Consider the following 23,620-nt stretch of genomic DNA (forward strand, 5'->3'; position numbering starts at 1 on the left):
AGGTCGGCCTCGGATCATCTTGCAGCCGGACTCAGCCTGCTTCGGCCGGCTCGGGTTCCGATTGCTCGCCTGAAAGCATTTTCGACAGGCGGCTGCCGGCCTTCGCTTTCAACCTCTGATATTGCCCCACTTCGACGATTCGTCCGTTTTCGACTGCAACCACCCAGTCGGCGAAGGCGATCATCGATGGCCTGTGCGCAATGGTCAGGATCGTCATCGATCCGCGCAAGCCGTCGATCGACTTGGCGATCAGGGATTGGTTCTGCCAGTCGAGCGCGCTGGTCGCCTCGTCGAGAATGAGCAGCGAAGGTTTGCGCAGCAGCGCGCGCGCCAGCGCGATGCGCTGGCGTTCGCCGCCCGAGAGCCGGACGCCGCGGTCGCCGACCACCGTGTCGAGCCGCAACTCCAGCCGCTCGACGAAGTCGGCGCCATGCGCAGCGCGCAGTGCAGTCCACAGCTCCGCGTCACTGGCTTGCGGCGCGGCAAGGCGCAGATTGGCGGCGATCGTATCGTGCAGCAGGAACACGTCTTGCGGCACATACGCCACCTGGTCGCGCCAGCGCCGGCGATTGGCCGCGCCGATCTCGACGCCATCGGCCAGGATCTTGCCCTCGCTCGGTTCGAGCAGGCCAAGCAGCATGTCGGCAAGCGTGCTCTTGCCCGATCCTGACGGACCGATCAGCGCCGTTACCTTGCCGGCGGGAAGGCCAAAGGTCACATCGCTCACCACCGGCTTGCCGCCGGCCTCATAGGCAAAGGAGACATTGCGGATGTTGAGCCCGACATCGAGCGACAGCTTGGCATCCGATTCGAGGTTTGCCGGCTCGCGTTCGGCATCGAAACGCGCCTGCATGTCGCGCATCGAGGCATAGGCCGGCAGATTGATCAGCACCTGCTGCGCCTGCATCTGCATGTCCATGAAACGCGGCGCGATGCGCATGAACACCAGAAGCAAGACTACGATCTCGGCCAGTGAGAGGTTGAAGCGGACCAGGGCGACATAGATGAACAGGCTCAGACCAATGACGCTGGCGACCTGGAACAGCGCGGTGCCGATGGTGCTGTTGCGCACATAGTTGATGTTGTCGGCCTTCATCTTCTCCAGCGTCGCGCGAAGCTGCGCGTAATAGGTCGCCTCGACATTCAGGCTCTTGGCCACCTTGATGCCGCCGAGGAACTCCGAGACCGTTCGGTACTGCTCCTGGCGATTGCTGGTCAAAACCCGGCCGAAGGCGCTGGCTCGTGCCCGAAACGGCTGCAGTGCCAGGAAGGTGACGATGCCGACGACAATGGCAAACGCCGTCATCACTGTCGAAATGAACAGCGACACAACGAGATAACCCGCCAGAAGCACGGCGATCTGCACCAGCATCAGCAGCGAGAACGCCGCCGACTGCACGCGGTCGATATCGCCGGTCAGCGCATGGTCGAGATCGGAGCTGCGCATGCGCGCGAATATCCCCCACCGCGCCTTGCCGATGCTCTCGAACAGGTTCATGCGCAGGCGATTGATGAAGTCGAGCAGCAGCCGCGCCATGTAGACGGATTTGTAGCGGTTGAACGCTGCCTGCAGCGCGACAAGCCCGACCAGCAGGCAAAGCACCGTGGTCAATTGCAGCGTTCCGTCCGGAGCCAGCCAGCGCACCCAGTCGCGGTCAGGCAACCTGACCGCGAAATTCTGCTCGGGTCGCCCGACCAGATGCAGCAGCGGCACCAGAAGCAGGATCGAGATGCCTTCGGTCAGGCTTCCCAGGATCAGGAACAGCAATGCCGTGAAGGTCCTGCGCCCGCCGATCCGGGCCATGGCGGCGCCGAAGCCGGCGACATCGCGGTAAAACGAAAAGCGCAGGATCTGCGATGCGGACATGTCAGTCACCGCGGCCCTTTGTCGGCCGCCAGATCGTTTTCGATCAGGGCGACGGCTTCGCCGATACGGTCGAGCCCGGTGGGCACTTCGAGGCGACAGACGCCGATCTGGCTGGCCAAGGCGGCGCATTGGCGAAGATGTGTCGTGGCAAAATCGCCGACCAGGGCTGGACGGCCGAAACGCGTCACATAGGAAAACTTGATGATTGCCGGCAGGGCGCCGATGCCTGGCAGCGGCGTGATCGCTGCCTTGTCGCTGCGCTCGAGGATATAGATCCGGGTCGCCGGCACCGCGTCTGCCGCAAATCCGGCGTGCAGGCGGTGCTGCATCTTGTCGATCGCCGCATGCACCTGCGGGCGTATCTCTGCCTGTCGGATGGGAAACGCGGCGGCGGCATCGGCGGCGAGCTTCAACTGCGGAAAACCCGGAACGATCATCGGCCGCTCCGTGAGATCGAGCGCCACGACATCGTCGGTCAGCAAGCGATGGCCGGCGCGGATCATCGCGCTCGCCGTCGTCGATTTCCCGGCGCCCTTGTCGCCCATGAAAACAGCGCTTTTGACGCCGACGGCAATGGCGCTGGCGTGCAGGATGAGCAGGCCGCGCTGGTGCAGGAGCAGTGCCATGACCGGACCGAGCAGCGGAAACGCCAGCAGTGCATCGTCGACATCAGGCGCCGGCTCCACCTCGATGCGGCAGGCATCGGTAATCAGGAATGCGCCGACCGTCTGCCATGCCAGATATTGCTGCCGCGCCTCGAAGCGGAAAGCAGTTCCGGTCTCGGGCGAGGGTTTTGGCAAGTCGATCGGGCCGACTGTAATCACCACATCGACCGCCGCCGGCGCGCTCGGCTCCAGCTCGGGCAATTCGACCTGCGAACCGATCGTCAGGCCATAAGCCCTGTAGAAGCGTTGCGCGCGAGCCTTGGGATGGCCGGCATCGCGGATCGCATCGGCGGTGAGTGGCATGTTGGCCAGTGTCATGCTTGGCTCCCGCGCTGTTGCACCTGCCTTAGCCACAGCGACAACGCGATCGAACGCCAGACATACTGGACATCGGGCAGGGTGGCTTCGTCCGGTTGCCGCGCGATGCGGCCATAGGCGGCTGTCACTTCGGGCAAATTGACATAGGGCGCGATCAGCGCCGCATCCGCTACCAGCACCTTGTCGAGGAGATCACGGTGATTGCCGAGCATGCCTTTGACCAGGTTCGAGGTGAAATCGATCTTGTCGCGCCGCCACTGCACCGCCGGCGGCAGGATTCCTTCCATGGCGCGGCGCAACACCGAGCGGCCAAAGCCCTGGTTCAGCTTTTCCGCGCCGGGCAGCGCCAGGCAGAACTCGACCAGCGGCTTGTCCCAGAAGGGGTAGCGCGGCTCGACGCCGAAATTGGCGGCGGCCTTGTCGAGAACCTCGAAGGCGTGCGGCACCATGCCGTTCGACAGCAGCCAGCGATGGGTCAAGGTCTCGCTGGCGCTGACTGCGGGCGGCATGTAGCCGGCCCTGCGGAACCGCTCGACGAGGTCGGTGCGCATCGCCAGGTCCGGATTGATCAGGCCGCGCCAGCTCGTCGCCGGCCGCCCAGTTGGATGGCGCCGCAATTTGCCAAGCACGCGGTTCGCGAACCGCTTGATTCTCGCGATGCGCCAGGCCGGTCCGTAAAGGGTAAGGAACTGGTAGTAGAGGCCGAGCATGCCGTCGCCATAGGTGTTGGAGGCGCTGCGCAGCTCGCGCCACAGCTCCATCCATTTGCCGGCATAGGCGAGTTCGTGCAGATGGCCGTGGCCCTGCGAAACCACCTCGTCGCCGCCATGGCCGTCCAGCAGCACCTTCATGCCCTTGGCGCCGGCGGTCCTGTAGATGTCGCGGGTCAACGACAGGCCGGGCGCCAGGAACGTTTCCTCCTGCTCTTCCAGAATGCGTTCGAACTCGGCGAAGGGCGCGTAGTTGCCGACGGAAATCAAAGTGCCGTCGACCTGCTCCTGTCCAAGCACTGCCTCGATGAAAGGCCGCTCGTCCATCGGCGAACCCTTTTCGAACACCAGCGAGAAGGTCGGCAGCCTCGGCTTGCGCTGCGCGGCATTCTGAAGGCCCGCCACGCAGGCGATCGAGGAGGAATCGAGGCCTCCGCTCAGCATCGCCCCGACCGCAGGCGTGCCGCGCATGCGGTTGCGGACCGATTGCGAAAACAAATGCCGGAATTCCTCGGCCGTATCCGATCGCATCGGCCTTGGCGAGGGTTCGATCTGCCAGTAGCGGCGCAACACCACCTGGTTCCCGGTCACCGTCAGGCTATGGCGCGCGGGCAGGCGGAAGATATCGGCATAGGCAGTCGATTGCGGATTATCGGGCAGCCCGGCGAGGAAGCCGGAAATCTGGTGTTCGCTGATGCGCATGTCGACGCCGCCGACCTCGAGGATCGGCCCGATCTCGGAAGCAAAGACGAAACGCCGGTCGCTTGAATGGTAATAGAAGGGTTTGACGCCGAAATGATCGCGCACGCAAAACAGCTTCTGGCGCTCGGCGTCCCAGATGGCAAAGGCGAAGTCGCCCTGCAGATATTCGGGACAGGCTTCGCCCCAGCGCAGATAGGCGCGCATCACAAGCACGGCGTCGGCAGCCGAATTGTCCCGGATGCCGAGCCTGGCCAAGAGTTCGTCACGGTTGTCCAGCCGGCAATCCGCGGTGATTGCGAGCTTGCCGCCGGCCATGGTCAGCGGGCCGGGGCCGGCTTCATCGGTGGTGTTGAGCCAGGCGTGGCCAAGAACGACGCCCTCGTCGATCCACCACGAACTGCCGTCAGGCGCGCGATGCTGCATGCGGGCAAGCATGCGCTGGATGTCGGCCGCGGCGGCCTGCCTGCCTTCCTGCCTCAGCAGAATTCCGGCGACGCCGCTCATCGCTCACTGGCCGTGGTCGACGAGATGGTTAAACCTGCCAAGCGAGCCGCCGAGCACGATATGGTCGCCGCTGACCAGCCAGGCATGCGCCTTCAACTCGGTGCCGGTATCGCGCTCGATGCCGATGCGGATTTTTGAGGCGTTGCCCTGGCGGGCAAGCAAATACTGGCCGGAAAGCGCTTGGGTCAGACAGCTTGCGCCAGGCACCAGGCGGGCAGCCGCAGCCACGCCCCAGGCGACACGCCTGAGATCGCCGATGTCGGCTGGTTCGCGCGCGTCGAGCCGGGTCACCACGCGGCGCACTTTGTTGTAGGAAAGCAGCGTCAGCCCCAGCCGCACCGCCACGACCACCGCAAGGCAGTGGGCGAGAAAGAGCATCTCCGGCCCGCTCAGTGAGAAAGCTCTAGACAAGTTCCTCATCATGGAGCCTCGCAAGCCCGGCGTCCGCCAAGCCCTTCAACAATCCATCGACATCGGCCTTGCAGCGTTCCGGATCGACATTGTAGCGATCCAGCACGGCGCTGCGGATTTCGGAAATCGGCCGCGGCTCCTGGATCAGCTCCCAGATATAGGCGCCGACGCTGTTCAGGCTGTAATAGATGTTGGACCTCATATCGAGCAGCGCCAGGCCGTTGCCGAATTCGCAGGCCACGGCATCCTTGCTCGCGCTCATCCGATCATGGTCCGTGGGGTTCCAGTCCATTCCTAAACCTCGCTCACAACACCAACGCTTCGGCAATTCCGGACAAAGACGCGAGAGCCGGGGTTTGACCCCCGACTCTCCTTAGTGCGCTCTGTTTGCAGAGTCCGGACTTTGTCACCCCAACGAGAGAAGACTCAGGAGAAGGTGAGTTCGCCGACCGGCGTATGTGCCGGAAACGAGGCGTCGAGTGCCGTAGTACCGCTACCGCCTTGCGTGATGGTCTCGATCGAGCCGTGGACCGTCAGGCTAGGGGTTTCGTACTCATGCTTTTCAACATTCTGTTCCAATTTACTCTCCACTTGTGGACTGGAAGCGGCCTGTCGATTGCCGGCAGCGAGCTATTGCTGCACCGCAATAGCTGCATGGCAGCATTTATGAGTCAAGCCTGATTTACCCGCTGTTAATCAATTCTCGGTTGCGGTAGCCTTCAATGGTGATCAAAACCGCTTGCATTTTCACAGCCTAGGTGATTTCAGCGGAGTGACCGTGGTTCTTAGTTACGTAGCTGATTTTATTACATTAAATTTTCTAGTCGAACGCTCGTCATTTGGGCGCTAGCGCGTGTTCCCACAAGATTGTTGCTGACGTGTCGGGCATAGGCTCCGATCAGGCGACGCCTTGCATCGTTGTACGACCGTGTCGTTAGACGCAGAGGTTGCAGGAAAATTGTCTCCAAGGAAAAAACTGGACGCGGCGCATGAATTTGGCGATGCTTTGCTTCGCACTTGCAATATAACGCGCTTGGCGAATTTTTTGCGGAGATGCTGCAGCAGATGGCCTTGCAGGAAGGGACCTTCGAAAGGTTGCGCGCCGCTGGCTGCGCCGACGAAGTGGCCTATGTGCAGGCGTGCCTGCGGCTGTTCTTCGCCTCCGGGGCGAGCCCCGGCACCGCGCCTGCACCGGCCATCTCCGTTGCCGATGTTTGCGCCATCGCCAGGCTGAACAAGGTCGCCACCTTCATGCTGAAGGCGCTGTCGCGCCCACCGGCGGGCGAGACGCCGCCGGGATTGCTCGAGTGGCTCGACACTTATCGCCGGCGCACGATTGCGATGAACTCGTCCGGCATCATGGATTCGATGGCCATCGACAAGGCGCTGCGCGGCAGCGGCATCGATTTCGTGTTCCTGAAGGGGCCCCTCCAGCAGCAACTGCTCTATGGCGACCATTTCATGAAGCCGTCCGGAGATGTCGACATATTGGTGTCGCCGGCCGGCTTCTTTAGAGCTCGCGATGCGTTGCGCTCGATCGGCTACGAGGTCGCCGGCAAGTCCCGCTCCGTCTGGTGGGTGCGCTTTCTGGGCGAGCAGCACATGGTTCGCAGCCAGGGTCGGAAATTGTCCACCGTCGATCTCCATTACCGGCTCCAGCAGCCGGGATCGCCCAGCCCGCGCGATACGGAAGGGTTCCTGCGCCGCAAGCGCGCGCTTGCGATCGCCGGCTCCAGCGTGCCGTTCATCTCGGCCTCCGACACTTTGCTTCTGTCCTGCATCAGTGTCGCAAAGGCGCTGTTCAACCGCGAGCCATGCGCGGGCTATGTCTGCGATATCCGGGCCGCTGCCAGTCGGCTGAGCGAGGCCGAGCAGCAGACTGTGCTCGACTACGCGGCCGAGCAGGGGCTGGCCGACACCCTGCTGCTGGGCCTGCGCGCCGCCGATGTGCTGCTTGGAGGCGCCGGCACGCTGCTGTCGGATCGGGCCACCAGGATCCTGTCACGCATCGGCAATGAAGACCTGTTCCACATGGTCATCGCGCCGTGGCTGTCGTCGCTCAGATGGCCGCAACGGCGCACCGTTTTGTGGGAATTGTGCGGCCGCGAACCTGTCCGCTACCTGACCGAGGCCGGCTGGGCCGCGTCAGCCGACCTCAGCCGGCGGATTTTCGAGCGGGAAAGCCGGTGACGATGAGGGTCGTCATGCAGCAGGCAGAAAACGTTCCGTCCCGATCCGCTGGGGATGGATCATGGGAGGATGGATCGGGGTCCGGCGCCGCGCGCCGGGAGGGCGAGGGGCCTCGCGACACTTTACGCAATCGAAAGGCCATCCTATGTCCATGACAGAATCCCGGGTCTGCGTGATCATCGCGGCGCGCAACGCGGCCCGGACCATTCCCGCAGCCATCGCCTCGGCGCTGCGCGAGCCGGAGGTGGCGGAAGTCGTTGTCGTCGACGACGCCTCCACCGACGACACCGCAAAAGTGGCCAGCGCTGCCGACGATGGCAGCGGTCGGCTTTCGGTCATCCGGCTCGACGTCAATCGCGGCCCGTCCTTCGCTCGCAATGCCGCCATTGCCGGGTCGAAATCGCCTTTCATCAGCATTCTCGACGCCGACGATTTCTTCCTTCAGGGACGGTTTCGCCAGCTGTTTGCCAGCACCGACTGGGATTTCGCCGCCGACAACATCATGCTGATCCGTGACGATACGGCGACCGACATCTCTAAGATCGTCGCTCCGTCCTTTTCGGCGGACCCGGAATTCCTCGACTTCGAGCGGTTCATCGAGGGCAACATCTCCAGACGGCGTGTCCAGCGCGGCGAACTCGGCTTTCTCAAGCCGGTGATATCAAGAGCTTTCCTCGACAGGCATGGGCTGCGTTACGACGAGAACCTGCGTCTCGGCGAAGATTATGAACTGTACGCCCGCGCCTTTGCCCTTGGCGCACGCTTCAAGGTCATCCGTTCCTGCGGCTATGGCGCGATCGTGCGCGCCGATTCGCTGAGCGGGCGCCACAAGACACAGGATCTGAAGCGCCTCGCCGATGCGGATCTGGCACTGCTCAAGATCGACAGCCTGCCGGAAGGCTCCAAGGCCCTGCTGCGCAAGCACGAGCGGCATGTGCGTGACAAATACCGGCTGCGCAATTTTCTCGATGTGAAGGCCGAGCGCGGCATGGCGTCTGCGGCCGCCTACGCGCTGGCCAGCCAGTCGAACTTCATTCCCATCGTTGTCGGCGTGGCCGCCGACAAGCTCGATGCGTTGTTTCGCCACGCCGGTCTGCCCCCGCGGCAGCAGCCGGTGCCGCCCTTGCGCTTCCTCATGGCCGCTACCAGCACGGCGGCGCAAAAGTAGGCTCCGCCAAGTCCGGGACGGCGGCCGCAAGGCTGAAAAAATTGCCTTTCTGAAACTCGGAGGTTGCCTACACGCCCCGACGATGGCACTGTATGTTGCGGTGCAGCAATTTTGGAAGGCCAACCGGATGGCTTCAATTTTCGGCTTCAGGTCCAGGGACCCAGCGCGCGACAAGCAGACCGATCTGGCGCGTTTCGACCGTCTGGCAAAGCTGTTGGATCAGATCACGGCCGAGATTGCGGCCGAGAAGACCGGGTTGGAGGCCCGCTACCGGTCGAAGTCCACCAACGCGGCCTTCCTGGTCGAGTCGATGGAGAACGGCTCGGCGTCGGCAAGCAAGCTGTCGGAAGTCGGCGAGCTGACGAAGTCCATCCTGAACTGCGAACAGCGCATCGCCGAGCTGGTGCGCCAGACGAGCCGGATGAAGGAACTGCGTCATTCACTCGACGCGATCGTCGGCGAGGATGGCCAGAGTTCTGATTCGCACGGCGAATATGTCAAATCCGCAGGTCGCTTCGGCTGAACACGGTCACACGAGACACAGAAGAGAAAGTTCGGGGACGGAGGATCGGCCCGTTGGCAATGTGGGCCAATCGTTGACTTTGGGTTGGGGCGGAACAGCACAAAGGTGAATTGATATGAACGCAGATCCGAAGACGACGCCCATGGCGGCAATCGATGCCATGATTTCCGCGCGGCCAAATCGGCCAATGCGTCTTGTAAACCCAACGCGTCTTCTATCCGTTGGTGCGCTTCTGTTGTCGGCAGCCGCAGCTCTGCTCGGCGCCGCGCACCCCTCCCGCGCCCAGGACACCTCCCCGGAGATGCAAAGCGCACCGTCCTTCGTTGACGATTTCAAGAGTTTCGATCGTTCGCGCTGGTATGTCTCCGACGGCTGGTCGAACGGCAATCACCAGAACTGCACCTGGTCGAAAAGCCTGGTAAAACTTTCCGACAACATGCTGACGCTCGGCTTCGAAAAGCGCAAACTGAAGGACCGCGAGTTCGCCTGCGCCGAGATCCAGACCAAGCAGCGCTTCGGCTATGGGACCTATGAAGCACGGATGAAGACCGACACCGGATCCGGTCTCAACGCCGCTTTCTTCACCTATATCGGCCCTGCCGACAAACAGCCCTGGTATGAGATCGACTTCGAGGTGCTGACCAAGGATACATCCAAGGTGCAGGTCAACAGCTACATCGCCGGCAAGCCCAAGAACGAGAAGCTGGCCGAGGTCGAAGGCGGCGCCGACAAGGGCTTCAACGACTATGCCTTTATCTGGGAAAAGGACCGGCTGCGCTGGTACGTCAACGGCAAGCTGGTCCAGGAGGTGACCAATCCCGAGCAATTGCCGACCCACTCGCAGAAGATATTCTTCAGCCTCTGGGGCAGCGACACGCTGAAAAACTGGATGGGCGCCTTTTCCGACCCCGGCCGCCAGGTGACGATGCAGGTGCAGCGCGTCGCCTTCACCGCGCTCGGCCAGCCGTGCCAGTTTCCGGAATCGCTGGCATGCAGTGTAAGCAGCATAAAGTAGATCTGAACCGGCCCGGCCATATAAGGCCAAAGGGCGTGAACAGGAATTAACCCGAATGAATTTGACGGTCTTTGGAATTGGCTATGTCGGTCTCGTGCAGGCCGCGGTGCTGGCGGAGGTCGGGCACCAGGTGGTGTGCGTCGATGTCGATGAAAAGAAGGTCGAGCGGCTCAACCAGGGCCTGGTGCCGATTTTCGAACCGGGACTGGAGGCCCTGGTCAAGGAGAACCACGCCGCCGGCCGCATCAAGTTCACCACCGATGCCGCCGCCGGCGTCAAGCATGGCGAGATCCAGATGATTGCGGTCGGCACGCCACCCGGCGAGGACGGTTCGGCCGACCTCAAATATGTGCTGGCGGTGGCCGAGACCATCGGCCGCGAGATGGACGGTCCCAAGATCGTCGTCGGCAAGTCGACCGTGCCGGTCGGCACCTGCGAAAAGGTGAAGGCCAAAATAGCCGCGACGCTGAAGGCGCGCGGGCGCCAGGACCTGGCTTTTGACGTCGCTTCCAATCCTGAGTTCCTCAAGGAGGGTTCCGCCGTCGCCGACTGCATGAAGCCTGACCGCATCATTGTCGGCACCAACAGCGAGGGCACCGAGGCGGTGATGCGCGAGCTCTACGCGCCGTTCAACCGCAACCACGAGAAGATGATCGTGATGGACGTGCGCAGCGCCGAATTCACGAAGTACGCCGCCAACTGCATGCTGGCGACCAAGATCTCCTTCATGAACGAAATGGCCAATCTGGCCGAGCAGCTCGGCGCCGACATCGAGGAGGTACGCAAGGGCATCGGCTCGGATCCGCGCATCGGCTACCACTTCATCTATCCCGGCCTCGGCTATGGCGGTTCGTGCTTCCCCAAGGATGTCCGCGCGCTGATCAAGACCGCCGAAGGTGTCAAGTTCGACGCCAAGCTGCTGCGCGCCGTGGAGGAGCGCAACAATGCCCAGAAGTCGGTGCTGTTCGACAAGGTGCACCGTTATTTCAAGGGCAGTCTCAAGGGCAAGACCTTCGCGCTCTGGGGCCTCGCCTTCAAGCCCAACACCGACGACATGCGCGAGGCGCCGGCGCGCGTCCTGATGGAGGCGCTGTGGCAGGCCGGCGCCAATGTGCAGGCCTACGATCCCGAGGCGATGCAGGAATGCCAGGCCATCTACGGCCTGCGCGACGATCTGCTTTTGTGCGGCACCAAGGAGGCGGCGTTGCGCGGCGCCGACGCGTTGCTGATCGCCACCGAGTGGAAGAGTTTCCGCGCCCCGTCCTTCGACGCGGTGAAGGATGCCCTGACCACGCCGGTCATCTTCGATGGCCGCAACCTCTATGATCCCAAGGTCATCGCCCGTCACGGCATCGAGTATTTCTCGATCGGCAGGATGGCGGCGTGAAGGCAGGGCGGCACAACGCGGAGCCAGGTTCATGAAAGTTCTGTTTGCAGGCGGCACCGGCTACCCGCCGCAATTCAGCGGGGGCGTCCAGTCGAGCACCCACCACTTGGTCGAGCAATTGCGCGAAAACGGTCACGAGGCATCCGTTCTGGCAGCGCTGTTCGGCGACGGCATGTTCGGCTTCCGGGCGCGCGCCAAGATGAAGCTCCTTCGTCAGCGCGCGGTCATCGACAATTTCCCGGGCTATCCGGTTGTACGGGCGTGGTTCCCCTGGGAAGCGGCCGGCTTCGCCGTCAAAAAGTTGAGGCCGGATGTCGCGGTCGTGCAGTGCCACAATTCGGTGCCGATCGGCAGAGAGTTGCAGAGGCTTGGCGTGCCGCTGACCGTCTATCTGAGGAATGTCGAATTCGACGAATTGGCCGGCGATCTGCGTGAGCTCCATTCGGCGGTCTATATCGCCAACTCCGAGTTCACCGCGCGCGCCTATAAGGCAAAATTCGATATCGATTCGACGGTTATTCCGCCGACCATCAATCCCGCGTTCTACAGCACACCGACGACCGGTGAATTTGTCACGCTCATCAATCCATATGAGGAAAAAGGCTTCGATCTTGCGGTGCGCATTGCCGCCGCCTGTCCCGAGATCCCGTTCCTGTTCGTCGAAAGCTGGAAGCTCGACGACGATCATCGAGCCCGGATCGAAGCAACAATCTCTCCCCTCCAGAACGTCAAGCTGGAAAGCCGCACCAGCGACATGAAGACGGTCTACGGCCGCACGAAAATCCTGCTTGCGCCCAGCAAATGGGAAGAAGCCTGGGGCCGGGTGGCCTCGGAAGCGCATTGTAGTGGCATTCCCGTGGTCGGCTCGCGGCGCGGCGGTCTGCCGGAAGCGATCGGCGCCGGCGGCGTGGTACTGGACTACGACGCCCCGCTCGCCGACTGGGTCGCAACGGTCAGGCGGCTGTGGAGCGATGAGGCCGAGTACAAGCGGCTGTCAGCGACAGCACGTCAGTTTTCGGAGCGGCGGCAAATGAACCCCGACAGCCAGTTCGCAACGTTCATGGGCGTTCTCGACCGCGCAAGACGTGTCGGTTTGGAGCGCGCAGCCTAAACGCGTCGTGTTGCATTTCAGCTGAGACGCTGCACGACCGTGGTCGCGCAAAGTTCCCGTTAGCCAGGTCCAGGCGTCGTGCGCCCGTCCGGATCACTTTTAATTGCTGCAGTGCAATATTTTGTGGCGCTGCAGCAATCAACGTGTATTCTGCCTGTCTACATTAGGGCTTGTGCGATATGGACCACTTGGTTCGAGCAAGCCCCAACCTTATGGGCGGGTCATGCGCGTGGGCTTTGTCGTCGGCGAATTCCCTCTGCTTTCGGAAACCTTCGTCGTGGACCAGATGGCTGGGCTGCTGGCGCGGGGCTTTCAGGTCGAAGTGGTCTGCGAAAAGATGCAAGGTGACCACCGAATTGACCGGCAAAGCGAGCCGATGGCGACGCTGCTCGCCAGAACCCGACATTGGTGGCGATGGGCCGCTGTAATCAGCAAATTTGTACAGCGTCTGCCGCCGCGTTTGCGATACAAGGCCTCGACCGTTCTCGACATCGCCTTTGCACGCCGCCTGAACCGCTGCGACGTGATTGTCGCCCACTTCGGACAGAACGGCGAGAGAGCAGCCGCACTGAAGAAATGGAAGGTGCTCAAACCACCGATCATAACCATCTTTCACGGCGCGGACGTGGCGATCCCGGCGCGGCAGGCAGTGCTCGCGACACAATATGCCGGGCTGACCAAGCATGGGACCCTGAACCTGCCCGTCAACGATTACTTCCGCACGATGCTGCTGGAAGCCGGCCTGTCCCAGGCGAGCACGACGGTCCACCATATGGGAATTGACACCCGCGAAATCGGCTATCGCTGGGAATCGTGGGAAGGCACCCAACTGGTCGTGACGACGGTTTGCCGCCTGGTCGAAAAGAAAGGCGTCGAGTTCGCCTTGCGAGCCCTGGCCTCCCTCAAGGCCTCCCAGCCGCAGCTAGACTGGCGTTACGACATTGTTGGCGACGGTCCTCTGCGGATGAATCTGGAGAAGCTGGCCGTAGAGCTGGGCTTGGCTGGTCGCGTAACATTCCTCGGCAGCCTCCCTCACGCAGAGGTGAAAAGACGGCTTCGCATGGCGCATCTCTTTTTGCTGCCAAGTATCACTGCCAGCGACGGGGATATGGAAGGCATTCCGGTCGCGCTCATGGAGGCCATGGCCGCCGGATTGATTGCGGTCAGCACGTATCATTCGGGAATCCCGGAGCTCATCAAGGATGGGGAGACGGGGTTGCTTGCGCCCGAGCGAGATATTTCAGCGCTTGCCGGCAAGCTTACCTGGGCCGCGGAGCACCCGACCGAATGCGAGCGTATCGCGCTTGCCGCACGCCGCAAAGTCGAGGAGGACTTCAACGCAGATGTTCTGAATGAACGTTTTGCGCAGATCGTTACCCAACTGGCCACATCGAGCCCTGCGCATGCACCCACCGGTCATGTCGGCGTTTCCGAGGGCTTGGCGGATCCTTCATCTGCCGGCTGACACTGCTCCTCTGCGTTTGATCGGCAGGCACGCCAAGCTGAGGGAAATCTTGCTACACTGCACCAAAAATGTTGCAGTGCAGCAAGACCTGTACTAACGTTCCTGCGGGTGGGCCAACAGCGGTAGAATTCCATGCTGCATGTCTTGTGCTTCCGCCACCCTGTCTTCGGCCCGGCTTTTGTCAAAGGGACACCGGCTCCCCGGACGAGCGCATCCTGCCGATGAAGATCTGCTTTGTAGTCGACAAGTTTCCCTCATTGTCCGAAACCTTTGTTCTCGACCAGATAGCCGGATGCCTTGAGCGCGGCATGGAAGTCGGCGTCGTCTGCAACGAGACGTCCTTCGGCAGGGACAGCAACATCGATGATCCGCGCTGGCAGGCGTTGCCAGGAAAGGTCGTATGCTGGTGGGGTGGCCTGGGTCGCTATCGCCCGCTGCTCAGGAAGTGGTCCGGCAGGTTCTGGGACAAGCTCTCGACCGCCATCGACATTGCTCATGCGCGAAAACTGCAGGGCGCCGACGTCATCGTTGCCCATTTCGGCAACAACGGCATGCGCGTGGCCCGCGCGATCAAGCGCGGGAGGATTTCCGCTCCCCTGGTGACGATATTTCACGGCCGTGATGTCGGCGAACCGCTGCATGACAATACGCTCGCGCGCTACAAGATTGTGTTCGAAAAGGGCGTTCTTCAACTGCCGGTGAATGCGTTTTTCCGCGATGCCTTGATTGAGGTCGGTGCATCGCCGGAGCAGGTTGTGGTTCACCATATGGGGGTGCGGCCGAGTGACATCGACTATCGGTGGCGTTCATGGGAGCAGGCTACGCTCTCCTTCATCTCGGTCTGCCGCCTGACTGAAAAGAAGGGCATCGAATATGCGCTTCGCGCGCTTGCTGGCCTGCCGCGGCGAGACTGGATCTACTCGGTGATCGGCGGCGGAGAACTTCTCGAGCAGTTGAAGGGGATCGCCGCAGAGCTTGGCATTGCCGACAGGGTGAATTTTCTTGGGCCCCGGCCGCACAGCGAAGTCAAACAGCGTCTGCGCGATGCGCATGTGTTCCTGCTGCCCAGCGTCGGCGCCCGCGATGGCGATCTGGAAGGCATTCCGGTTTCCCTGATGGAAGCGATGGCCGCCGGCCTGACGGTGGTCAGCACGTATCATTCCGGGATCCCTGAACTGATCGATGATCACAAGACGGGTTTTCTCGTGGCTGAGCGGGACGTTGCGGCGCTGACCGGAAAGCTTGCCTGGATCGCCGAGAATCCGAAGCCGTGTGAAGAGATCGCTCTCGCAGCGCGCAAGAAGATCGAGGCCGAGTTCAACTCCGATCTGCTGAACCAACATTTCGTGGAAATCGCCATGCGGCTTGGCGAAACGAGGTCGCTTGCATGAACGCCAATCCGCCCCCCCAGTTCGGTCGTGTCGCCCTGCGCGGCGGGCTGGTAACCATCGGCGCCCAGGGCTTCAAGATGGCGATCCAGTTTCTCTCCGTCATCGTGCTGGCCCGTCTGCTCGTCCCCGAGGATTTCGGTCTGGTGGCTTCCGTCGGGCCGATCGTGGCCTTCGTCGGGCTGCTTCAGAATCTGGGCCTGCAGCAGGCTGTGGTTCAGCGCAAGGACATCAGCAACCAGCAGCTCAACCAGGTGTTCTGGATCAGCGCGCTCGTCGGGCTGGGTAGTGCCGTGGTAGTGGCCGGCCTGGCGCCTGCCATCGCCGCGTTCTATGGCGATCAACGTATGTCCGGCATCACCCTTGGCTCCGCCCTGCCGCTGCTTCTCGGCAGTCTCGCCGCAGTGCCGCTGGCGTTGATGAACCGGCACCTGCAGTTCGGCCAGCTCGCACTGAACGACGTGATAAGCGCCGCCGCCGGACTTCTGGCCGCCGCGATCGCGGCCTATGCGGGGTTGGGCTACTGGTCGCTGGTCATCGGCCCGGCGGTTTCGGCAGCTATCGCCCTGGCTGCCGCCTGGCTGGTGGCGCGTTGGACGCCTTTGCGGCCGGACCTGAAGGTCGATGCCGATATATTGTCGTTCGGCGCCAACCTGACCGGCTTCAACCTCGCCAACTTCTTCTCGCGCAATCTCGACAACATTCTCATCGGAAAATATTCCGGGGCGATCGAACTCGGCTATTACGACCGCGCCTACAAGCTCCTGTTGTTCCCGCTTCAGAACATCAACCAGCCGCTTACACGGGTCATGGTGCCGCTGCTCAGCCGCATCCACGATGACAAGGCCCGCTTTCGCGATATCTATGTGCGCACCAACTGGATGCTGGCGGCCGTTACCATGCCGGGCATCGCGGCGCTGACGCTGACCTCCAATCAGATCGTCGGACTTCTCTTCGGCGCGGGCTGGGCACCGGTCGCACCGATCTTTGCCTGGCTGGGCATCGCCAGCCTGGTCCAGTCCGTTTCAAGCACGACGGGATGGATATTCATCTGTCAGGGCAAGACGAAGACCATGTTCCATTGGGGCATCTATTCGTCGCTGACGACCGTCGCTGCCTTCGTCGTTGGCCTGCACTGGGGCGCCGTCGGCGTTGCCGCGGCCTATGCCATCAGCGGTTACGTGCTGCGCGTTCCCGTGCTGGCGCTACTGGTCCATCGCGTCGGTCCGGTGACCGCCGCCGACTTCCTGCTCATGCAGGGGCTTTTCATCGCCTCGTCCCTGCTTGCCTGGTTCCTGTACCTGTGGTTGCCGGCGTCTCTAACGGGCCAGTCAGACCTGCTCGCGGTCTTTTTGGCGCTTGCCCTCAACTACGGCATCGGTCTCGTTTTCATGCTTGCCGTCCCGCAGTCGCGACGCGCTTTGTTCACCACCCTGTCCAACGCCGCGCGCAATATCCGCTGAGCGGCCGGCGATCAGCGGCGCCAGCAGGTTTGTGGCCGACATTGCCGAAGCATGTTCTTCGAGCACGGCCTGAAGGCTTGTCTTGCGATAGCGGTCGAGATTTCCCGCAAATCGGCCGAGCTTTTCGCGCGCCTCTTCGGGCGTCACGGTGTCGATGTCGAGCAGCACATCGTCGACACCGATTCGCTTGGCCACTTCCTTGGTTTTGAACTCGTAGGCGATCGGCAGCACCGGCGTGCCGACGCAAAGCGACATGATCATCATATGCATGCGCGTCGCGACGACGAAGTCGAAGCCCTTCACCAGCGCCATCAACTGGTCCGGCGTGTGGAACGAAGCGTCCACTGTCACGTGGCTGGCGATCTCAGGATCGAGCTCGGCAACGATGGCCTGTGCGGTCTTGGAATCGTCATGGGCATATTCCGGCACGCCCTGACACGTGGAGACGAAGGTCACCTCCTTGCCAAGGTCCCTGACAAGAATTGTGGCGATCTCGCGGACCGAATCCAGATAGCGGCGCATGCCGCCCTCACCGTCGCTGACGTAGTTCCAGTGGCGGACCGAAATAGCGACGCGGCCCGTCGACGCCGGCGGCTGGCTGGAAGCGAGACGCTTGCGGATCCTGTCGGTATCGGCCAAGGCGAATACGGCATCGGCCACCACGTGGCACTTGCCGAGATCCTTCACCAAGTCCCGGATATGGGTCCGCGACCGTTCGTCGCGCAACAGGATGAGCGGACTGCGGTCAAAGATCGGGCCGAGCTCCTGGCGGTTGTAACTTTTGTCGAACGGACCGAGGGATTGCGTGAAGAAGACCGGATCCTTGCCAAATACGGCATCGAGCCTGAACTGATTGAGGCGTCGTTCGAGATTGTAGTTCTCGACGAGATAGGTTCCCCCTGTGGTGACCACCATGTCCGCGTCGGCGTAGATATCGAGACCGCGCCGGTCGCGATAGCTGAAAAAATTGCCTAGCGCGCTGCTGCCAAACCAGCGCAGAGCCTGGAGAACGAGCCGATTGTAGATCGGCTTGAACCGGTCCCTCAGCCCGCTGCCATTCTTGTATCGGAACAGGGATTCCGACAGCAGCTTATGAAATTCGAGGTCGGGATAATCCGTCTTCGGATAGAGTCGTTCCGCAACCTCGGGCTGGCTGTCGAAGACGGCAAACCGCACGTCGCCTTGCACGATCGTCTTGAGAATGTGGCGGATCGCCAGCAGAATCGCCGCATCCCCGGTATTCAGGCAGACTGTGTTTTCAACGACGATCTTCATGGGATACCTCATTTCGTCAGCAGATTCCGCGGCGTGGCCTGCGGTGCCTAGGACGGGCATGGTGACCGAAAATACCCACGCCAGGACGATCCCGATGCGGCTCGCGTCACAATCCATCGCTGCATCGGGCTGGGTGACCAGCCAGAGCGGCGCTCAAGCCCGACGGAGGGTAACGCATCAATTTTGCAGTGCAACAAAAAACGTGCACTTATGCTACGGCGCACCAAAAATGTTGCGATGCAGCAAAAGCTGGGTTAGCATTCCCGTGGGTGGGCCAACAGCGGTCGAGTTTTCATGCTGCATGTCTTGTACCTTGTGCACGATGTTTCCGACCCGGCGGTGCGCCGGCGGATCATAATGCTCAAGGCAGGCGGCGCGCGGGTCACGTTGGCCGGCTTCCGTCGGACCACAAATGCTGTTCCCGACGTCGAGGGGCTGCAGCCGGTCGACCTCGGCGCGACGCGTGACGGCCGATTCGGCCAGCGTCTGGCGGCGGTCGCCAAGGCGGCGCTGTCGATAGGCTCGAAGCTTGCGGCGATGCCGAAGCCCGACCTCATCATCGCGCGCAATCTGGAAATGCTGGCGCTGGCCAGGCGCGCCAAGGCCGCCTTTCGCGGCGGCGTGCCGATCGTCTACGAATGCCTCGACATCCATCGCCTGGTGCTGCGCAATGACATGCTGGGCAAAGCACTGCGCACAGCGGAGCGTTATCTCGCCCGCGACGTGAAGCTTCTGGTGACGAGCTCACCGGCCTTCATCGCCAATTATTTCAAGCCGTTCGGGCAGGTCGCCGCACCGGTGGAACTGGTCGAAAACAAATACTTCGAAACCGCGCCGATCGCCTTGGATGACAGGTCAAAGGCCGAAAACCCTGCAGCACCCCCGTGGCGCATCGGCTGGTTCGGCGCGCTGCGCTGCCGCCGCTCGCTGGAGCTGCTGGCCGACTTCACGCGCCGTCAGGGCGGGCGCTTCGAGGTCGTCCTCCGGGGCCGTCCGGCACTCTCGGAATTCCCGGATTTCCATGCTTTTGTCGAGGCCGAACCCTATCTCTCCTTTCGTGGCCCCTACCGCAACCCGGAAGACATGGCCGCGATCTACGGCGAAGTGCATTTTTCCTGGGCGATCGATTTCTTCGAGGAAGGGCAGAATTCGGAATGGTTGCTGCCCAACCGCCTCTATGAGGGCTGCCGCTTCGGCGCCGTACCGATCTCGATGGGCACTACCGAGACGGGGCGCTTTCTCAACCAGCAGGACATTGGCATCCTGCTTTCTGCTGCCACGCCCGAAATCCTGGAAACCGCGCTCGGCCGCATGGACCAGGAGCACTTCGGCAAGGCCAAGGCGCGTGTGCTGGCCCGCAACCCACGAACCTGGAGCTACGACCGCAGCGACTGCCGCGCCTTTGTCGACAGGCTGCGCGGCCTTGCGGTTGCCCCTGGTTCGTTCGCCACCGAGGCACTGGCCTGAAGGATGACCAATGACAAAAGTGCAGTTCATGGAAAGGCGCCGATGACGCAAACCGAAGCGCTGCCGCCAAGCCTGATCGTCATTCCGTGCCTGAATGAGGCAGCCCATATCGGCGCGTTGCTCGAGCAGCTCAGGCCGGCAGCGCTAAGGCTCGGCGCCCGCATCGTCGTTGCCGATGGCGGCAGCACCGATGGTACTTTGGCCATTGTCGAAGCGGTTGCGGCCAAGGACCCTCAGGTCGTCCTCCTGCACAACCCAAAACGTATCCAGAGCGCGGCGATCAATCTCGCCGTCGCCAGCCTCGGTGACGGCGCCGAATACCTGATCCGCATCGATGCCCATGGCGGCTATCCCGCCGATTATTGCGACCGGCTGGTCGAGGAGGCGCTCGCCACTTCAGCCGATTCGGTCGTCGTCTCGATGCTGACCAGCGGCAGCGGCGCGGTGCAGAAAGCGGTCGCGGCGGCGCAGAATTCCAAGCTCGGCACCGGCGGCTCCAAGCATCGGCACTTCTCGGCCGGCGAATGGGTGGACCATGGCCATCACGCGCTGATCCGGATCTCGGCCTTCACCGCGGTCGGCGGCTATGACGAGACCTTCAGCCACAATGAGGATGCCGAACTCGACTACCGCCTGCGCCGGGCAGGCTACCGCATCTGGATGAGCGGCAAGACGCAGATGGTCTACTATCCGCGTTCGTCGCTGAAGGGCCTGTATTTCCAATATCTCGGCTATGGCCGCGGCCGCGCCAAGAATGTGCTCAAGCACCGCATGATCCCGAAAGTTCGGCAGATGATCCCGCTGCTGGTGGCGCCGGTCGTCCTTCTCGCGGTATTTTCCTTTATCCACTGGCTGGCGGCGGTGCCGCTGCTGGTCTGGGCTTCGGTCTGTCTGGGCTACGGCGCTGTGACCGCCATCAGCCAGCGCAATCCCAACAATGTGCTGGCGGGCATTTCGGCGATGGTCATGCATTTCGGCTGGTCGCTCGGGTTTTGGCTGCAACTGCTCGGCTCGCGATCGCAGCGCGGGGTGGCATGATGGTCGCCGACAGCCGCCGAATCGACATCTGCGTCTGCACGTTCCGGCGGCCGGAACTGGCCGACACGCTGCGGTCGCTCGCTGCCATGGATATGCCTGCCGGTTTCGGCATCGGCGTCATCGTCGCCGACAATGACGACGAGCCGACCGCCGAGCCGCTGGTGACCGCGCTGGCGAGCGAATTGAAGCTCGTGGCCCGCTACCGGCACGCTCCGGCGCGCAACATCTCGGTTGCCCGCAACGCCTGTCTTGATGCCAGCACGGCCGATTTTGTCGCCTTCATCGACGACGATGAAACCGCTTCCCGGCAATGGCTGGCCGAACTGATTGCTATCGCGGAGACAAGCGGCGCCGAGGCCGTGCTCGGTCCGGTGCGGGCGCTCTACCGCCCGGATGCGCCGGACTGGATGCGCAAGGGCGATTTCCATTCGACCTTGCCGGTCTGGGTGCAGGGCGAAATCCGCACCGGCTACACCTGCAACGTCCTTTTGAGGATGAGCGCCGACAGCTTGCGCGACCGTCGTTTCAGCCTGGCGCGCGGCCAGAGCGGCGGCGAGGACACCGAATTCTTCAACCGCATGGTCAAGGCAGGCGGTCGCATCGCCTTTGCGCCGGAGGCGTGGGTCGAGGAAGTCGTGCCGCGTTCGCGAGCCGCTTTCGACTGGCTGCGCCGCCGCCGCTTCCGCTTCGGCCAGACGCACGGCCACCTCATCGGCCATGACGCAGGCGTGATAGAGCGTGCGAAGGCTGTCGGCCTTGCCTCGGCCAAGGCCGTCTATTGCTTCGGCATGGCGGCGTTGACCGCGATTAGCCCGGTCCGCCGCAACCGCAGCGTGCTGCGCGGCATCATGCATGTCGGCGTCGTCAGCGGCCTGGTCGGTATCAGCGAAATTCGCCAATACGGACTGTCTTCCCCGCAGCAAGGAGGCAAGCGTGCAGCCTGACGTCTCCTTTGTCATCGCAGCCTACAATGCCGCGGCCACGCTCGACCGGGCGATCGCAAGCGCCATGGCCCAGCGCGATGTCAGCGTCGAAATCATCGTCGCCGATGACCAGTCGCGCGACAACACGCTCGACGTCGCAAGAGCCTATCCAAAAGATGTCGTCAAAGTGGTTGCGCTGCCGGCAAATCGTGGCCCTGGCGGCGCCAGGAATGCCGGGCTCGAACTGGCTTCCGGCCGCTGGGTCGCGGTGCTCGATTCCGACGATGCCGTCCTGCCCGGGCGGCTTTCTGCCATGATCGCGCGAGCCGAAAGTGCGGGCGCTGTAATCGCCGTCGACAACCTCCAGGTGGTGCGCGAGGACGGCATTGCCGAAGCGACGATGTTTCCCGCCAAATATCTGGAGGGCCTGCGTGAAATCACGCTCGCCGACTACATCGCTGGCAACATCGTTTTCGAATCCACGTTCAACCTTGGCTATCTCAAGCCGATCTTCCAGCGCCGTTTCCTGATCGAAAACGGGCTTCGCTATGATGAAAGTCTGAGCATAGGCGAGGATTACATCCTGCTCGCCAACGCGCTGGCCAAGAGCGGAAAATGCGTCGTCGAGCCGACGACCGGCTATATCTACCACATCCGCACGGGCTCGATCTCGCGCGTGCTCGAGCTTCACCATATCGAGGCGATGCGCAAGGCCGACGCGGTCTTCGCCGAGACCAATTCCATGGACGCTGCTGCTGCGGCCGCCTTCGCCAAACGCGCCCGCAGCCTGCGCAAGGCGGCATCGTTCCTGTCGCTGGTCCAGCACATCAAGGCGCGTTCGCCGTTGAAAGCGATACGCACCGCGCTAAGTGATCCGGCGGCTGTCAGGCACATGTCGATGCCGATCGCCGTCCGCCTCAAAAGGGTGGCGGCGCAGTTTGCCGTCGGCGCGGAGAGGTAAGGAGGGCGAGTACATGAAGACGTTTGTTCGTGGCCTGCAACAGGCTGAAATCGATCTGCTCAGAAGGAATTTGCGATGAAGAAAATCAGGAAGGCAGTCATCCCTGTGGCGGGGCTTGGAACACGGTTCCTGCCGGCAACCAAGTCGATTCCGAAGGAGATGCTGCCCGTGGTCGACCGGCCGGTCGTCCAATATGCGGTGGACGAGGCCTTCGAAGCCGGCATCGAGCACATCGTGTTCGTCACCGGCCGCAACAAGGCTGTCATCGAGGACTACTTCGACCTGCACCCCGAACTGATTGGAACGCTCGAACAAACCGGCAAGAAGACCCAGCTGGAGGCGCTCGAAAGCATGCTGCCCGTGGCCGGCGCCACCAGCTTCATCCGCCAGCAGTCGCCACATGGTCTCGGCCATGCGGTGTGGTGCGCACGCGAAGTCATCGGCGACGAGCCCTTCGCCCTGCTGCTCCCCGATATGGTGTCGTTCGGTCGCCGAGGTTGCCTGGCTGAAACAGTCGATCTCTATCAGCAGACCGGCGGCAATGTGATCGCCGTCGAGCGCTGTGATCCCAGCGAGACCAGCAAATACGGCATCGTCGGGCGCGGCGCCGAGACAGGCAGCGGCTTCGAGGTGACGGCCATGGTCGAAAAGCCGGCGCCGGCCAATGCGCCGTCGAACTATTACATCAACGGCCGCTACATCCTGCAGCCCGAGATCTTCTCGCTGCTGGGCAACCAGCAGCGCGGCGCCGGCAACGAAATCCAGCTTACCGATGCCATGGTGCGGCTGGCGAAAAGCCAGTCTTTCTTTGCCCAGCCTTTCAATGGCCGCATGTTCGACTGCGGCTCCAAGGAAGGCTTCATAGAGGCGACCATCGCCTTCGCGCTGGCGCGCGACGACATGAAGGGACCTGTGCTGGAAATGCTGCAGGCGTTCGTGCGGTCGCATGAGCGTCAGGAAGTGGCCGCATAATGCCCATCTTTCGAGGGCATATGCGTTTGGACGATGGCGCGGCTCATGCCTGCACGCCTGGCCGCTCAGGCCCGGCGCCGGATGGCATGAAGCTTGC

General features: G+C 62.4%; 20 protein-coding genes and 1 pseudogene. 14 read left to right on the forward strand and 7 right to left on the reverse strand.

Annotated elements, in window-relative coordinates; all coding sequences use genetic code 11:
- Positions 1-31 precede the first annotated feature (31 nt).
- From NKI31_RS08130 to NKI31_RS08155, 6 genes are all read right to left on the reverse strand, one after another.
- Positions 32-1,867, reverse strand: a complete 1,836-nt coding sequence (locus tag NKI31_RS08130; RefSeq protein WP_023711265.1) for an ABC transporter ATP-binding protein — start codon at positions 1,865-1,867, stop codon at positions 32-34.
- A 5-nt stretch (positions 1,868-1,872) separates the two neighbouring features.
- Positions 1,873-2,850 carry a phosphoenolpyruvate carboxykinase (ATP) gene (locus NKI31_RS08135; protein ID WP_023738088.1) on the reverse strand — a complete coding sequence of 326 codons (978 nt, stop codon included), beginning with the start codon at positions 2,848-2,850 and terminating at the stop codon, positions 1,873-1,875.
- The gene (locus tag NKI31_RS08140; RefSeq protein WP_023738089.1) at positions 2,847-4,766 is read right to left on the reverse strand and encodes a lasso peptide isopeptide bond-forming cyclase; all 1,920 of its coding nucleotides are present in this window, start codon (positions 4,764-4,766) and stop codon (positions 2,847-2,849) included. Before NKI31_RS08140 ends, NKI31_RS08135 begins: the two co-directional genes overlap by 4 nt.
- Positions 4,767-4,769: 3 nt before the next feature.
- Positions 4,770-5,144, reverse strand: a complete 375-nt coding sequence (locus NKI31_RS08145; RefSeq protein WP_023689984.1) for a lasso peptide biosynthesis B2 protein — start codon at positions 5,142-5,144, stop codon at positions 4,770-4,772.
- A gap of 25 nt (positions 5,145-5,169) precedes the next feature.
- Positions 5,170-5,439: a PqqD family protein gene (locus tag NKI31_RS08150; RefSeq protein WP_245259933.1), complete on the reverse strand. Its 270-nt coding sequence runs from the start codon at positions 5,437-5,439 to the stop codon at positions 5,170-5,172.
- Positions 5,440-5,603: 164 nt separating this feature from the next.
- The gene (locus tag NKI31_RS08155; RefSeq protein ID WP_023684233.1) at positions 5,604-5,756 is read right to left on the reverse strand and encodes a lasso RiPP family leader peptide-containing protein; all 153 of its coding nucleotides are present in this window, start codon (positions 5,754-5,756) and stop codon (positions 5,604-5,606) included.
- A gap of 486 nt (positions 5,757-6,242) precedes the next feature.
- Here NKI31_RS08155 and NKI31_RS08160 point away from each other — a divergent pair, with 486 nt between their 5' ends.
- From NKI31_RS08160 to NKI31_RS08200, 9 genes are all read left to right on the forward strand, one after another.
- The gene (locus NKI31_RS08160; RefSeq protein ID WP_023738090.1) at positions 6,243-7,367 is read left to right on the forward strand and encodes a nucleotidyltransferase family protein; all 1,125 of its coding nucleotides are present in this window, start codon (positions 6,243-6,245) and stop codon (positions 7,365-7,367) included.
- Positions 7,368-7,512: 145 nt separating this feature from the next.
- Complete coding sequence (locus NKI31_RS08165) at positions 7,513-8,535, forward strand: glycosyltransferase family 2 protein (RefSeq protein ID WP_023738091.1); 1,023 nt, start codon at positions 7,513-7,515, stop codon at positions 8,533-8,535.
- Between the two features lie 127 nt (positions 8,536-8,662).
- Positions 8,663-9,058 (forward strand): cytochrome P450 family protein, encoded by a 396-nt coding sequence (locus NKI31_RS08170; protein ID WP_023738092.1) that lies wholly within the window; start codon positions 8,663-8,665, stop codon positions 9,056-9,058.
- Positions 9,059-9,173: 115 nt separating this feature from the next.
- Positions 9,174-10,073, forward strand: a complete 900-nt coding sequence (gene exoK / locus NKI31_RS08175) for an endo-1,3-1,4-beta-glycanase ExoK (RefSeq protein WP_023738093.1) — start codon at positions 9,174-9,176, stop codon at positions 10,071-10,073.
- A 55-nt stretch (positions 10,074-10,128) separates the two neighbouring features.
- Positions 10,129-11,460, forward strand: a complete 1,332-nt coding sequence (locus NKI31_RS08180) for a UDP-glucose dehydrogenase family protein (RefSeq protein ID WP_023668805.1) — start codon at positions 10,129-10,131, stop codon at positions 11,458-11,460.
- 31 nt (positions 11,461-11,491) lie between these two features.
- Positions 11,492-12,571, forward strand: coding sequence for a glycosyltransferase (locus NKI31_RS08185; protein ID WP_023738094.1), 1,080 nt, complete (start codon positions 11,492-11,494; stop codon positions 12,569-12,571).
- 223 nt (positions 12,572-12,794) lie between these two features.
- Positions 12,795-14,036, forward strand: a complete 1,242-nt coding sequence (locus NKI31_RS08190) for a glycosyltransferase (protein ID WP_023736210.1) — start codon at positions 12,795-12,797, stop codon at positions 14,034-14,036.
- Positions 14,037-14,257: 221 nt separating this feature from the next.
- Complete coding sequence (locus tag NKI31_RS08195; protein WP_023736209.1) at positions 14,258-15,427, forward strand: glycosyltransferase; 1,170 nt, start codon at positions 14,258-14,260, stop codon at positions 15,425-15,427.
- Entirely contained in the window at positions 15,424-16,887 is a 1,464-nt protein-coding gene (locus tag NKI31_RS08200) for a lipopolysaccharide biosynthesis protein (RefSeq protein WP_023684224.1), read from the forward strand. Before NKI31_RS08195 ends, NKI31_RS08200 begins: the two co-directional genes overlap by 4 nt.
- Before the next feature lie 225 nt (positions 16,888-17,112).
- Here NKI31_RS08200 and NKI31_RS08205 read toward each other — a convergent pair.
- Positions 17,113-18,279: pseudogene (locus NKI31_RS08205) on the reverse strand (polysaccharide pyruvyl transferase family protein); the annotation flags it as partial.
- Positions 18,280-18,456: 177 nt separating this feature from the next.
- Here NKI31_RS08205 and NKI31_RS08210 point away from each other — a divergent pair.
- From NKI31_RS08210 to galU, 5 genes are all read left to right on the forward strand, one after another.
- A complete protein-coding gene (locus NKI31_RS08210; RefSeq protein ID WP_023689991.1) occupies positions 18,457-19,629 on the forward strand; it encodes a glycosyltransferase in 1,173 nt (390 codons plus the stop codon).
- A 42-nt stretch (positions 19,630-19,671) separates the two neighbouring features.
- Positions 19,672-20,667, forward strand: coding sequence for a glycosyltransferase family 2 protein (locus tag NKI31_RS08215; RefSeq protein WP_023711254.1), 996 nt, complete (start codon positions 19,672-19,674; stop codon positions 20,665-20,667).
- The gene (locus NKI31_RS08220) at positions 20,664-21,611 is read left to right on the forward strand and encodes a glycosyltransferase family 2 protein (protein WP_023684220.1); all 948 of its coding nucleotides are present in this window, start codon (positions 20,664-20,666) and stop codon (positions 21,609-21,611) included. The genes NKI31_RS08215 and NKI31_RS08220 overlap by 4 nt, the downstream gene beginning before the upstream one ends.
- On the forward strand, positions 21,601-22,551 hold the full coding sequence (locus NKI31_RS08225) for a glycosyltransferase family 2 protein (RefSeq protein ID WP_352651150.1): 951 nt from the start codon (positions 21,601-21,603) through the stop codon (positions 22,549-22,551). The genes NKI31_RS08220 and NKI31_RS08225 overlap by 11 nt, the downstream gene beginning before the upstream one ends.
- A 75-nt stretch (positions 22,552-22,626) precedes the next feature.
- Positions 22,627-23,523: a UTP--glucose-1-phosphate uridylyltransferase GalU gene (gene galU / locus NKI31_RS08230; RefSeq protein ID WP_023668795.1), complete on the forward strand. Its 897-nt coding sequence runs from the start codon at positions 22,627-22,629 to the stop codon at positions 23,521-23,523.
- Positions 23,524-23,620: the final 97 nt, after the last annotated feature.

This window comes from Mesorhizobium sp. M0659, from assembly GCF_040320605.1.
In the GTDB taxonomy this organism is placed as follows: Bacteria; Pseudomonadota; Alphaproteobacteria; order Rhizobiales; family Rhizobiaceae; genus Mesorhizobium.